This window comes from Bradyrhizobium sp. CCBAU 11361 (genome assembly GCF_028128935.1).
GTDB lineage: Bacteria > Pseudomonadota > Alphaproteobacteria > Rhizobiales > Xanthobacteraceae > Bradyrhizobium > Bradyrhizobium niftali.
The window spans coordinates 344,308-357,467 of record NZ_LBJZ01000199.1 but is presented as its reverse complement, the minus strand read 5'-3'; the positions used below and the strand labels follow the sequence as shown (position 1 = coordinate 357,467).

At 65.6% G+C, this 13,160-nt stretch carries 12 protein-coding genes; 4 read left to right on the top strand and 8 right to left on the bottom strand.

Annotated elements, in window-relative coordinates:
- Positions 1-84: 84 nt before the first annotated feature.
- Complete coding sequence (locus XI08_RS43215; protein WP_008136878.1) at positions 85-765, bottom strand: TetR/AcrR family transcriptional regulator; 681 nt, start codon at positions 763-765, stop codon at positions 85-87.
- Between the two features lie 267 nt (positions 766-1,032).
- Between XI08_RS43215 and XI08_RS43210 the strand changes: the two genes are divergently transcribed.
- Positions 1,033-2,016: a phosphatase PAP2 family protein gene (locus tag XI08_RS43210; protein WP_271579087.1), complete on the top strand. Its 984-nt coding sequence runs from the start codon at positions 1,033-1,035 to the stop codon at positions 2,014-2,016.
- A gap of 223 nt (positions 2,017-2,239) precedes the next feature.
- Here the strand turns inward: XI08_RS43210 and XI08_RS43205 are convergent, their stop codons facing one another.
- A complete protein-coding gene (locus tag XI08_RS43205) occupies positions 2,240-2,404 on the bottom strand; it encodes a Flp family type IVb pilin (protein ID WP_027545569.1) in 165 nt (54 codons plus the stop codon).
- A gap of 296 nt (positions 2,405-2,700) precedes the next feature.
- Here XI08_RS43205 and XI08_RS43200 point away from each other — a divergent pair, with 296 nt between their 5' ends.
- From XI08_RS43200 to XI08_RS43190, 3 genes are all read left to right on the top strand, one after another.
- Positions 2,701-4,215, top strand: coding sequence for a hypothetical protein (locus tag XI08_RS43200; RefSeq protein WP_271579086.1), 1,515 nt, complete (start codon positions 2,701-2,703; stop codon positions 4,213-4,215).
- Positions 4,212-5,471, top strand: a complete 1,260-nt coding sequence (locus XI08_RS43195; RefSeq protein ID WP_271579085.1) for a glycosyltransferase 87 family protein — start codon at positions 4,212-4,214, stop codon at positions 5,469-5,471. The genes XI08_RS43200 and XI08_RS43195 overlap by 4 nt, the downstream gene beginning before the upstream one ends.
- A gap of 108 nt (positions 5,472-5,579) precedes the next feature.
- Positions 5,580-6,440 (top strand): alpha/beta fold hydrolase, encoded by an 861-nt coding sequence (locus tag XI08_RS43190; protein ID WP_271579084.1) that lies wholly within the window; start codon positions 5,580-5,582, stop codon positions 6,438-6,440.
- A gap of 221 nt (positions 6,441-6,661) precedes the next feature.
- On the opposite strand, the gene XI08_RS43185 is transcribed toward XI08_RS43190, so the two are convergent.
- The 6 genes from XI08_RS43185 to XI08_RS43160 all read right to left on the bottom strand — a co-directional run bounded on the left by XI08_RS43185 (position 6,662) and on the right by XI08_RS43160 (position 13,158).
- A complete protein-coding gene (locus tag XI08_RS43185) occupies positions 6,662-7,054 on the bottom strand; it encodes a DUF3052 domain-containing protein (protein WP_245284297.1) in 393 nt (130 codons plus the stop codon).
- 40 nt (positions 7,055-7,094) lie between these two features.
- Positions 7,095-9,017, bottom strand: a complete 1,923-nt coding sequence (ftsH, locus tag XI08_RS43180) for an ATP-dependent zinc metalloprotease FtsH (RefSeq protein WP_018641582.1) — start codon at positions 9,015-9,017, stop codon at positions 7,095-7,097.
- A 254-nt stretch (positions 9,018-9,271) separates the two neighbouring features.
- Positions 9,272-10,348, bottom strand: a complete 1,077-nt coding sequence (tilS, locus tag XI08_RS43175) for a tRNA lysidine(34) synthetase TilS (RefSeq protein ID WP_271579083.1) — start codon at positions 10,346-10,348, stop codon at positions 9,272-9,274.
- An 83-nt stretch (positions 10,349-10,431) separates the two neighbouring features.
- Entirely contained in the window at positions 10,432-11,481 is a 1,050-nt protein-coding gene (ybgF, locus tag XI08_RS43170) for a tol-pal system protein YbgF (RefSeq protein ID WP_271579082.1), read from the bottom strand.
- 187 nt (positions 11,482-11,668) lie between these two features.
- Positions 11,669-12,157: a peptidoglycan-associated lipoprotein Pal gene (gene pal, locus XI08_RS43165; protein ID WP_271579081.1), complete on the bottom strand. Its 489-nt coding sequence runs from the start codon at positions 12,155-12,157 to the stop codon at positions 11,669-11,671.
- Between the two features lie 269 nt (positions 12,158-12,426).
- Complete coding sequence (locus tag XI08_RS43160) at positions 12,427-13,158, bottom strand: N-acyl amino acid synthase FeeM domain-containing protein (protein ID WP_271579080.1); 732 nt, start codon at positions 13,156-13,158, stop codon at positions 12,427-12,429.
- Between the last annotated feature and the right edge of the window lie 2 nt (positions 13,159-13,160).

The window sequence follows — 13,160 nt, the reverse complement described above, 5'->3', positions numbered from 1 at the left end:
CGAACCTGCTCGGATTGTTCGAAAAGGCGCGTTCGGACAACGGCCTGAGCGCGATCAATCCGCCGCCCCGGCTGCACCCTCGATTTAAGCCCCAACCAGCGCCTTCGTGGTCGGGAGCAGCGTCTGCTGCACCACCAGGCCGCGGGCGCGGGCGTCCATGACGCCGACCGCGCGCAGCGCGAGCAGCGTCACGGTCTGCACCGCATCGCGCATCTTGACGGGATCTTCGAGATTGTCAGGCGCGAGCGGCCCGACCAGCGCCTCATGCAGCGCACCGAGCAGCGCGGTGGCGGCCAGCGCCGTGTCCTGCGCCGGCAGGTGACCGGCGCGCACGGCCGCATCGATCCGGCCTGCGATCTCGCCGGCGATCTCGCGCCGGCTCGCCAGACGCGAGGCGCTGACATCGACATCGACCGGCTCGGCCAGGATGCCCCAGGCCAGCCTGCGCTGCGACAGGGTATGAACCGCCACCGTGGTGACGGCGGCAGCCAGCGCCGAGGACGGCCCCGGCGCGGCATCGGCCGCCCTGCGGATCGCTGCGAGCTCGTCGCGGGAGACCTCGGCGATCAATTCGGAGATCAGCTCGGCCTTGGAGGGAAAGTAGCGGTAGACCGTGCCGGCTGCGACATTGGCCCGGACCGCGACCGGCGCAATCTGCACCGCCGCCATCCCGCCTTCCGCCGCGGCCTCCCGCGCCGCCGCCAATATCGCGCTGCGCCGGGCCGCAAGGCGCTTAACCACTTGATGCGTCCGCCGATAAACCATGGCGCGCTTCCTGTCCCACACGCCTGCCGCACGCCCTGCGGCCGAACGCTTCGTCACTGCAGTAATTGCAAATCGCCCCGCAAGGACTGAACAACTATTCAGGGGGGATGACAAGATGCATTTGCACGAAGCGTCATACCAAAGCGGCGAGACGGATTCGCTCAAATGCACAGAGCCGGTTGGCAAACGGCTAACCACAATTGTTACCGCGATCTTAAAGCAGCCCGGCGACTGTACCGCAGTACTGCGATCCCTCCTCGGTGCAGCATGATCGACCCGGACGCCCGGACCGCCTGGCAACTCTTCAATCTGAATTGGCTTCCTGTCGCGGCCATGGGCGCCCTGCTGGCGCTCGGCCTGCCCCTCACCGGTCTGAGCCTCGAGCCTGTTGCCTACGGCATCACGGTGGCGATCGCGGCCGTCCTGGTTGCCGTCGCCTATGGCTACCGGCTCGCCAAGGGCGAGTTAGCCGATCCGAAACTGGTGTTCTCGCTGGGCACGATCGGACAGGTCATTCTCACCTGCGCCATCGTCGGACCGCTCAGCTATGTCGCGGGCAAGCTGAACTGGCCGCTCCAGGACGACGCACTGCTGGCGATCGACCGGGCGCTCGGCCTCGATCCCGAAGCGATCGCGCGCTACGTCAACGACCATCCCTGGCTCGCCGACTGCCTGGCTCGCGGCTACGGACTGATCAAATGGCCGCTGCTCGGCATCCCCGTCGTGCTGACCCTGACAGCGCGCCACGTGCGGCTGCAGGTGTTCATGCTCGCGATGAGCCTTGCGCTCGCGGTCACCATCGCGATCTCCGCCGTCGTGCCGGCGATCGGCACCTATTACGGGCTGCAACTGCCGGCCGCGCATTTCCCCGAGATCAACACCGCAGTCTATGCCGGGCAGTTGCGCGACATCCTGGCACTGCGCGACGGCAGCCTGCACGAGCTCCGGCTGTTCTTCCTCTCCGGCATCGTCTCGTTTCCGAGCTTTCACGCCGCATCCGCCGTGCTCTACATGTGGGCGCTGTGGCCGGTGCGCGGCATCGGCGGCATCGCGGCCGCGCTCAACCTCCTGATGATAGCGGCGACGCCGGCGATCGGCGCGCATTACCTCATCGACGTCGCCGGCGGCATCGCGGTCGCCGCCGCATCGATCTGGGTGACGACATTCTATGTTCAACGGCTCGGCCGCACGGCGCCCGTGTCTGCCGCACCTGAGCTATCGCCAGTCTGGCAGACCAGCCTCGCAGAATGACGGCGCGATCGTCGCGGTCAGAAACGAGTTGCCCTAGGGCGGGCAAAGGCGCGTAGCGCCGTGCCCACGAGCAATTTTCAATATCCCGAAGTCTCGATGGTGGGCTCCGCCTTCGGTCTTCAAGCCATGACGGAGCTCTGCCCATCTCCGAACTGAAATCGCCGACCAAAAGAAAAGAGCCCCGTCGAGGACGGGGCTCTCAGAATTCTCAGGTCGTCCGGCCTTACTTGAGGCTGGTCGAGATCGAGGTGAACTTGGTGTTCAGCGTGGTGCCGAGGTTGTTGACCACGGTGATGATGGCCAGCGCGATGCCGGCAGCGATCAGGCCGTATTCAATGGCGGTGGCGCCGGATTCATCCTTCACAAAGCGCGCAACGAGGTTCTTCATAGAGTGCTCCAAATGGGTACACGAGGCTACAACTGATCTGGTCTTTTCGGCTTCCCAGCGCCGCCCGACCATGGAACCGAACGTAGTGGCAAAGAATTGCGCCGCAGTTAATTCGACTGCGTAAACACAGAGCGGTTTGCACGTATTCGCCGATGGTAAACCGAAATCCAAAACAATCCGTTAAATTGTCCGGACATGAAACGGCGCCCGCCGCCGGTTTACCCGAAGTTATGACCGCCGTGGTCCAATGCCCGCCGCTCGGCCAACCGACAAGAACAACAGGACGACGAGGCGGAATGTCCCTTTCCTTTGCCAACAGCATCGCGATGCAGAGCCGCGCGCGAGCCCTGGTGCCGCTCTGCGTCGGTGTCGGCGCCTATCTCTTCTTCCTCCATGTCGGCGACACGCTGCTTCAGGACTCCGACTCGTTCTGGCAGATCAAGATCGGGCAATGGATCCTCGATCACGGCACTGTCCCCACCACGGACTTCTATTCGTTCACGCGGACGGGCGCGCCGTGGATTTCGACGTCGTGGCTGTCGCAAGTGCTGTTCGCCTTCTCCCATGCGCAATGGGACTGGGCAGGTCCCGTCATCCTCACCGCGATGGCGGTCGCGCTCACGGCCGCTGTCTTCGTCTATCTGCTCGACGCGCAGATCGAGGCGCCGCGTGCAGTGCTGTTTACGATGCTGGCGCTGCTGCTGTCGCTGCACCACGTCCTGGCGCGTCCGCATATTCTGGCGCTGCCCGTCATGGTGGCGTGGGTCGGCCTGCTGATGTCGGCTGCCGACCGCAGGCGTGCGCCGTCCTGGTATTGGCTGCCGCTGATGGCGCTATGGGCGAACCTGCATGGCGGCTTCGTGCTCGGCCTGGCGCTGATCGGTCCGATCTCGCTCGAAGCCGTCGAGCACGCGGAAAAAGGACGGCGGCTTCAGCTGTTCATGCGCTGGGTGCTGTTCGGCATCGGCGCGCTGATCGCGAGCTGCTGCACGCCCTACGGCTGGAAGACGCTGCTGGGCGCGACCAACATCCTCAGCCTCGGCGAGCTGCTGTCGCTGATCTTCGAATGGATGCCGGCGAACTTCGCCACGTTCAGCTCGTTCGAAGGCGCGCTGCTCGGCCTGATCGCATTCGGTTATTATCGCGGCCTCGTGCTCTCGGCGCCGAGGATCTTCCTGATCCTGTTCCTGACCTGGAGCGCATTGACCCATGTCAGGAGCATCGAGGCATTTGCCTTCCTGGTACCGCTGGTGCTCGCGAAGCCGCTCGGCCAGATGGTTCCGCGCCCGCAGCCGGACGCCACCGGCACCGACCGCTGGCCGGCCCGCTATGTCACCGCGCTTGGCGCATTGATGATCGTGGCCGCGGGCTGGACCTCGACCTCGCTCTACATGGGGCACCACCGCTTCACCTTCACGATGACGCAGACGCCGGTTGCCGCCGTCGACCTGCTCGAGCAACGCAAGGCCCAGCGCATCTTCAACGCCTATCAGTTCGGCGGCTATCTGATCTCGCGCGACATCCCTGTCTACGTCGACGGCCGCGCCGAGCTCTATGGCGAGACATTCGTCATGGACTTCTTCAAGGCGACGGAGGGCAAGAAGCCCGAGCTGCTTCCGCGCCTGCTGGATGAGTACAAGATCGACGCGACGCTCCTGGTCGCCGATGCGCCGGGCCCGCAGATCCTCGATCAGCTCAAGGGCTGGAAGCGGATCTATGCGGACGACATTGCGGTGATCCATGTGCGAACCGCCGACGCACAGGCCGGTGCGGCGCCGCAAGCGGAAACATCGAGGGAAGCTTTCAAGTGAGCGTGTCCGTTCAGCGGCCGATGCCCGGACCATCGCGCAGCTGGAGCGGGATTCCCCTCATGCTCCTGCCGGCGATGGCGATCGCAACGCTGTTCGGCTGGGGTATCCTGATCTCCACCCTCGTCCATCCCGGCTGGATCGGCCTGAACCACATCGGACCCGGCACCGACTGGATGGTGTTCTACGGCGCCGTCAGGTCGATGCTCGCCGGCAATCTTGCGCTGGTCATCGATGGCGACGCGTTCACCGCCTATCTCAACCGGTCGTTCGCGTCATGGCTGACGGTGCCGCTGGAGTTCCGTCCGTGGTTCTATCCGCCCAGCTTTCTGGTTCTGCTGCTGCCCGTCGCGCCGCTTGGTTTTGTCGGTTCCTATGTCGCATTCCAGGCGGCGACCGCAGGCTTCCTGGCCTGGGCGCTTCGCAACCGGGCCGATCAGCCGCAGCTGACGCCCTACATCATCGCGGCGGTTCTGGTCTCGCCAGCCGCAGCCCTCAACCTGGCCGATGGACAATGCGCCTTTCTCGTTGCCGCGCTGCTGGTCGCGGGTGTCAGGCTGCTCGGACCGCGGCCGCTCCTTGGCGGCGCAATCCTCGGGCTCCTGAGCTTCAAGCCGCAATTCTTCCTGCTCGTCCCGCTCGCGCTGTTGGGTTTGCGCCAATATCGCAGCCTGTGCGCTGCTGCATGCTCGGCATTCGCATTGGCGGTTGCGAGTGCCATGATTTTTGGCGTCGAATTGTGGCTGTGGTGGATGCCGCAGGCGCTCAACAATCTGGTCAGCCCCGATGCGAAATGGCTGGGCTATGGCCGCATCTGGGGTCACAGCGTCTGGGCCTGCGCGGTGCTGCTGGGCCTGCCGGAACGGCTGGCCTCGATGCTGCAACTGGCCGCGATCCTCTCGAGCGCGGCGGCGACCTTGGTGGCGTTTCGCTCCTCGCTCAGCACCGACAACAAGCTGATCGTATTGCTTGCGGCAACCGTGCTGGCGGCCCCGCATTCGGGCCCCTATGATGCGACGCTACTGGCGGTCGCCGTCGTGCTGTGGCTTGCCCCGTCGATCGATGCTTCGCGCCTTCGCGACTGGCTGATCGGGCTCGGCATCTGGATGGTGCCATTGCTCAGCCCGGCCGTCTATGTCCCGGCGGGACGGCTATCACCGCTCCTCACCGTCGCTCTCATTGGCCTCGTCTTCGGCGCGCTGCGCAGCCCGGCGAGATCCGGCGGGCCGGCAATTCCCGCGTCGACGCGGGGAGCGTAAGGCTGAGGCGCGTCCCACCCTCGTCCCCGGACGTGCTTCACCGCGTTGGGAAGTGACGCACCCGTCTGCCGTGCGGTAATAGCCGATGGTTGAACAGGAGAGCACGTCATGCTGCTTCGCAGTCTCGTCATTGCGCTTCTCGTCACGGTCTCGCTCAGCGCCGCCGACGCGGCGCCACGATGGCTGAACCTGCCGCCGACACCGACATTGCCCAGGGCAACGCAGAGCGGCTTCGCGCCCGTCAACGGCATCAAGGTCTGGTACGCAATGTTCGGCCGGGGTCAGCCGGTCCTGCTGCTGCATGGCGGCCTCGCCAACGGCAACTATTGGGGCCACCAGGTTCGCGCGCTGCAACGGCGCTATCAGGTCATCGTCATGGAAAGCCGCGGGCACGGGCGCAGCAGCCGCAACCAGGAGCCGTATGGCTACGATCTGATGGCTTCGGACGTGGTCGCGCTGCTCGACCATCTCAAGATCAAGAAGGCGGCGATCGTCGGCTGGAGCGACGGCGCGATCATCGGCCTCGACATCGCCATGAAGCACCCGGAGCGGGTGAGCAGGCTGTTCGCCTTCGCCGCGAACTCGGACCCGTCAGGCGTTGCGGATATCGCGACGAGCGACGTCTTCAACACCTACATCACCAGGGCGGGAGACGAATACAAGCGCCTCTCGCCGACCCCGACCGAGTACAAGAGTTTCGTCGCCGAGATCACCAAGATGTGGGAGAGCCAGCCGAAATGGACGGCGTCGGACCTCGCGACGATCAAGGTCCCGACCTGGATCGTGGATGGCGATCACGACGAGGCGATCAAGCGTGAGAACACCGAGTTCATGGCGGCGAACATTCCGGGCGCCGGCCTGCTGATCCAGCCGGAGGTCAGCCACTTCTCGTTCCTGCAGGATCCGGAGCAGTTCAACGACGATGTGATGCGTTTTCTTGAACGTGGCGGTGAGGGGGCCGCGAAGTGAGAAGATCGTAGGGCGGACAAGGCGCAAGCGTGCCCACCATCGTCAGCACGGGCACGGCGCAACTACAACGTCATTGCGAGCGCAGCGAAGCAATCCAGAGTCTTTCCGCGGAGACATTCTGGATTGCTTCGCTGCGCTCGCAATGACGGAGCTTGCGGCTATAGCGCGCCTCTCTCTCGTAGCCCGGACGCGCCGTAGCAAGGGTGGGCGCGGCGCCGGTGCTATTTCGCCCCCCTGACGCGATCCTTCACGGGGATCACGAGCTTCAGGCCGGACCAGACGTCGTCGACGGCGCAGACCTTGATGTCGACGAGACCGTTTGCGAGCGCGGTCTCGCGCACCAGCGTTTCCGTCACGTCCGTGACGACACCTGAGGCCTTCTTCGGCCATGATGCCCAGATCATCCCGTCGGGTGCGATCGCCTTGCGGTAGCTGCGCAGCTTGACCGCAAAGCCCTTCGCTTCGGTCGCGAAGACATGCACCATGTCGAGCGGCGCCTTGGCGGTCCTTGCGATCTTCACGTCATCAGGCAATTCACCGACGACATCGCGATAGGCCGTCGAAAGGCCGTCCACAAAAATACAAAAGCCCGGCTTGATGCCGAGCTTTTGCACTAACGGTTTGCCGGAATAGCCGGCCACGGCGCGAAAGGCTTTACGCCTGCGGCTGCGGCTCCAGGCCCGGATCCGGATCAGGCCGCGGGCGCGACTTGCCGGCCGGGGGCACCGCGGAGGCGCGCGGCGTGGTCGGCTCGAGCACGGACTCGCGGTTCGGCTTCTTGCCCTTGAGCAGATCGACGATCTCGTCGCCGGAGAGCGTCTCGAACTCGAGCAGGCCCTTGGCCAGCGCCTCGAGGTCGGCATGCTTCTCGGTGAGGATGCGGGTCGCTTCCTTGTAACCTTCCTCGACCAGACGCCGGATCTCGGAGTCGATCTTCTGGACGGTCGCTTCAGAGGCGTTCTGCGTGCGCGACACCGACATGCCCAGGAAAACCTCGTCCTGGTTCTCGCCATAGGAGACGGTGCCGAGCTCTTCCGAGAGGCCCCAGCGCGTCACCATCATGCGGGCAAGGCGCGTCGCCTGCTCGATGTCGGAGGCGGCACCCGAGGTCACCTTCTCGCGGCCGAAGATCAGCTCTTCGGCGACACGGCCGCCCATCATGATGGCGAGGCGCGAGGTCATCTGCTCCAGCGACATCGACAGCTTGTCGCGCTCCGGCAGCTGCATGACCATGCCCAGCGCGCGGCCGCGCGGGATGATCGTCGCCTTGTGGATCGGATCGGTCGCGGGCACGTTGAGGCCGACGATGGCGTGGCCGCCCTCGTGATAGGCCGTCAGGAGCTTCTCTTCCTCGGTCATGACGAGCGACTTGCGCTCGGCGCCCATCATCACCTTGTCCTTGGCCTCCTCGAACTCGGCCTGGGTCACCATCCGCTTGTTGCGGCGGGCGGCGGTGAGCGCGGCTTCGTTGACGAGGTTCATCAGGTCGGCGCCGGAGAAGCCCGGGGTGCCGCGCGCGATGGTCTTGAGGTTGATATCGGGGGCCAGCGGCACCTTGCGGACGTGGACCTTGAGGATCTGCTCGCGGCCGACGACGTCAGGATTGGGCACCACGACCTGACGGTCGAAGCGGCCGGGACGCAGCAGCGCGGGATCGAGCACGTCGGGACGGTTGGTGGCGGCGATCAGGATCACGCCCTCGTTCGCCTCGAAGCCGTCCATCTCGACCAGCAGCTGGTTCAGCGTCTGCTCGCGCTCGTCATTGCCGCCGCCGAGACCGGCGCCACGGTGACGGCCGACGGCGTCGATTTCGTCGATGAAGATGATGCAGGGCGCGTTCTTCTTGGCCTGCTCGAACATGTCGCGGACGCGGCTCGCGCCGACGCCGACGAACATCTCGACGAAGTCGGAGCCCGAGATGGTGAAGAACGGCACGTTGGCTTCGCCCGCGACCGCACGCGCGATCAGGGTCTTACCGGTGCCGGGAGGGCCGACCAGCAGCACGCCGCGCGGAATGCGGCCGCCGAGGCGCTGGAATTTGCCGGGGTCGCGCAGGAATTCGACGATCTCCTGCAGGTCCTGCTTGGCTTCGTCGACGCCGGCGACGTCCTCGAAGGTGACGCGGCCATGCGCCTCGGTGAGCATCTTGGCGCGCGACTTGCCGAAGCCCATCGCCTTGCCGGCGCCGCCCTGCATCTGCCGCGACAGGAAGATCCAGACGCCGATCAGCGCGATGAAGGGCAGCCAGGAGACCAGCAGCGAGACGAACCAGGGCACGTTGTCGCCCGGCGGCTTCGCGGTGATCTGGACCTTGCTGTCATAGAGGCGCTTGACCAGCGTCGGGTCGTTCGGCGCATAGGTCTGGAAGCTGGAGCCATTGGTGAAGGTGCCGTGGATGTCCGGCCCCTGGATCACGACGTCGCGCACATTGCCGCGGTCAACCTCGCTCAGCAGCTGGGAGAAGGCGATGTCCTGCGAGGAGGCGCGCTGACCCGGATTCTGGAAGAGCGTGAACAACGCCAACAGCAGCAAGACAATGATGACCCAGAGGGCGAAATTGCGCAGATTGGCGTTCATCGATCTTCCTTCGTGGTCGCGCGGATCGCGGCCTGAATCCTTGGGCAGTACGAGGAAATCCCCAAGGAATCCTCTCGGTTAGACGCATACAATTTAGGTGCCGCCCCGGTCGCTGCCAAGGGAACGAGATGGGACTATTTATCCCATCTTAGGGCGATTCCGCTGAAATAATGGCGACCTACCCGGGGTTTTTCCTGCCTGGTTAAGGTGACCTGACGGCGCTGCCTCGAAACAGCCGGTGTCATGATCCGCCCTCATCTGTCCCTGCGCCGCCGGGCCGGCGCCGGTGCGATCTGGATACGCCCGCCGGCAAGGCTGATCAAGGCTCCCGCAAGGGTCTGCTTCAGGACCGGGCGGCCGTTTGCGGCTGCGCGGGGGCTCGCGGCCATGTCCTGATCAAGGATGGCTTGATCGAGCACGGCCATCAGGGTCTCGACCTTGCCGAGTTCCGCCGGCCCTTCGTGCCCGAGCGCGTTGATGGCCCGCAGCAGGAGCCGCAGCCGGACCTCCTCCGGCAGGGTGGCGAAGGCACCAGCCTCGAAACTTCGCATGCCCGGCCCATGCGGCGCATCGTCGCGATCCCTCAAGCGAAGGAAGCGCTCGGCCCCATCGGTCAGCACCTCCACCGCCGCATTGGCGCGCGCCAGCCTGCCTGCGAGCCGCGCCAGACTGCGGGCGTCGCCGCCCTCGGCCGCAAGCTGCGGCAGCAGCGCACGCAGCCGCGGCCGGGTGAAGGTCGTGTCGCGGTTGGTGGGATCATCGGCAAAGTCGATCTTCGCGCGCTTCAGGGTCGCGATCAGCTGCGCCTTCGGGACGTCGAGCAGCGGGCGCGCCAGCACGATGCCGTCGCGTGGCGTGAGGCGTGCCATCGCCGACAGCCCGGCAAGTCCGCTGCCGCGGACGAGGCGCATCAACAGGGTCTCGGCCTGGTCGTCGCGGGTATGGGCGGTCAGCACATGGCTCGCACCGGCGCTGCGCGCGGCCTGCACGAGCAGGCGGTAGCGGGCCTCGCGCGCGGCCGCGGGCAGTCCCGTCTTCGGCTTGGCGCCGCGCCAGCGCAGGGTCCGGTGCGGCAAGCCGAGCTCGGTGGCGAGCCGCTTCACCTCGCGCGCCTCGCGTGCAGCCTCGGATCGCAGGCCATGATCGACGGTGACGACGGTGAGAAGCGGGCCGCGCGCGAGGCTGCGCCGCCAGCGCGCCGCGAGCCACATCAGCGCGATCGAGTCAGGACCGCCGGACACCGCGAGCACCAGTGCGGGCGCACTTTTCAACTCGGCGAAGAGCTGCTTCGCCTCGCGCACCGAGATCGGAGAATTATCGTCGTCTGACATGGCGCTGCCCAGCAATCACCACCGAATGGCGGGCACGTTTTAGCGCAGCGCCGTCCGCGTTGTCAGCGAGCAACGCCGCGTGGTCAGCACTTCACCCGCTTCTGCTCGCGGTCGACGGCGGCTTTGACGCCGGCGGAGGCGCGCGGATATTTGCGGCCGACCTCGCCGAAGGCGGCGCAGGCGGCCTCCTTCTCCTTCAGCGCCGCCAGCGACTGGCCGAGCCGCAGCAGCGCGTCCGGCGCCTTGGCCGACTTCTCGTATTTGGTGGTGACGGCGAGGAAGGCTTCCGCGGAGTCGCGATATTGCTGGCGCTGGAAGTAGCTCTCGCCGAGCCAGTATTGCGCGTCCCCGAGCAGCGGGTCGCTCGGATATTTCTGCGCAAAGTTCTTCATGGTCTGCTCGGCGAGCGCGTAGTCCTTGCGCTGCATGTAGCCGATGCCGAGATCGAACTCGTCGCGCGGCGTTGCCGAGGGCGGCAGCGTGGTCAGGCCAGCGCCTGCGGCAGGCGCGGGATAACCCTGTTGGGCCGGCGGATAGCCGGGTTGGGCTGCGGGGGGCGCGGCCTGCGGCTGATAGCGCGGGCTGGTATTGGCGAGATCGAGCGGCTCGCCGGCGTTGCGCCCGCCGGGGGCTCCTCCCTGCATCGGCTGCTGGCCGCCGCCGAGGGCGCGCGGCGCGCCGGGCGCGCTCGGATTCTGGCTGGGGTCAAAGGCATCGCCGCGGCGGCGCGAGCCGGGAGCGCCGGGCGCCGGCTGCTCCTGAACGATCGGCGCGGGAGAAGCGATCTGCGGCTGCTCGTAGTTCGGCTGGCCGGGCTGCTGCTGCTGGCGATAGCCCGGCGCGCCTTGAGAGGGCGAAATTTGGGCGGGCGGCACGGCTGCGACATTGGGCTGGACCGGCGCCTGCCCGGGTGCGGCTTGCGCACCGCCTTCGAGCGCCCGCAGGCGCTCCTCGAGCTGGCGGTTGCGGTATTGCAGTTCTTCGTTCTGGCCGGTGAGCTGGCGCAGCTGGTTCTCCAGCCGCTCGATCCGCATCTCGGGATCATCGTCCGTTTGCGCGAAGACGGGCGAGCACAAGGAGAGCAGCGCGGCGGTCGCCACGGTGCCGGTTAATACCTTAAATCTGGATGACATCTTGCCCTGACGACGAAAGCGAAATGGCCTGCGACGGAACATTCGACGCGCCACACATTGAAGGGGAGTACGCCAAAAATGTGACTGCTACAAAGGGGTTTCTGTCACAGATCGCTGAAACGAAACCGGCGCCCGTGAGGGCGCCGGCATGATCGATTCCTGAAGATGAACGGCGCCTGACTGAACGTCAGGAGCTCGCGTTCAGCACGGTCACAGCGCGACGATTCTGCGACCAGCAGGAGATATCGTTACAGACGGCGACCGGGCGCTCCTTGCCGTAGGAGATCGTGCGCATGCGGTTCGGATCGATGCCGCGCGAGGCGAGGAACGAACGCACCGACTGGGCTCTGCGGGCGCCGAGGGCGATGTTGTATTCGCGGGTGCCGCGCTCGTCGGCATGACCTTCGATGGTGAAGCTGTAGCGCGCATAGGTCTGCAGCCACTGCGCCTGCTTCTCCAGCGTCACGATCGCCTGCGGGGTCAGATCGGTCTGGTCGCTTTCGAAGAACACGCGGTCGCCCACGTTGACGACGAAGTCCTGCTGGCTGCCCGGCGTCGCCGCGTTGGCCATCGCATCCGTAGCAGAGTTCTTGTTGGCGCAGGCGCCCATCGACAGCGCGACAGCAAGCACCGCGGCCAGCTTCAATCCCTGGAGGATACGCATAGGATGTTTCATTCCGGAGCCTCCACGCTCACGTTAGTCCACTGCTGTCCGGTCTACAGGGGGTTGGTTAAGCGAACGTTCCGTCAACCTTGATGGGATGTTGCCAGAGCCGGTCAAATGCCCCCCACCGGCCAAAAGCACCCGTCATGGTTAATGGGTTGTAAATGTGGCGCGAGGGTGAAGGCAAGCCGCGTTAACCGGCAAAATGGCTGGACTTGCTTGAATTTTGGCCTGAGTCCGGGAAATCCCGGAGCGCCTTCGATCAGTCGGCCTCGCCGGAATCAGGCGTGAGCGGCATCCGGCACCAGCAGCGGCTGCTGCTGCGGCGGCAGCTGGCGCTGCGCGCTGCGCCCGAACAGCATCCGCCGCTCGAAGGCGGTGGACCGCATGATCGGATAACGCTCGAACACCTTCTTGCGGAAGGTCGGGAAATCCGCCGCCATCAGTCCGAACGGCTTGGTGAGACCGGGAACCAGCCTCGGCTCGGCGATGGTCTCATGCAGAAACACCCGCCGGTAGAAGGCCTGATGCTCGGGACGCACGATCGCGAGGCCGAGATCGGCATTGAAATGCTCGCAGGCCATGTAGGCGAGCCGGGTCGTCAGATAGGGCAATTCCGGAACCCGCTTCACCTGGTCGGGATCGGCGACGAACCGCGTGGGGTCGATCATGACCTCGCCGCGATCGAGTCGCGGCAGCAGGATCTCGGGAAAGACATCGGCCGAGGTCGACTGCCGCCATTCCGACGTCAGCACGCTGATGCGCACGGAGCTGCAAAGCTCGCCGTGGAGATAGACGCCGAAGGTCCACGCGTTCGGCAGTTCGTCATACTGGTCGGTGACGCGCGCGTCCGCAGATTCCTTGACGGCACCTTCGCGCAGATAGGCGCGGTAGCGGAGATTGTAGATCTTCTCCTTCTCGGCCGCCGTGTCGGCGAGATGATAATCGACGTCGGTCAGGAGCTCTGCACCCCGTCCAACAGCCGAAATGATCGCTCTGGCTGAGGACTGCATTC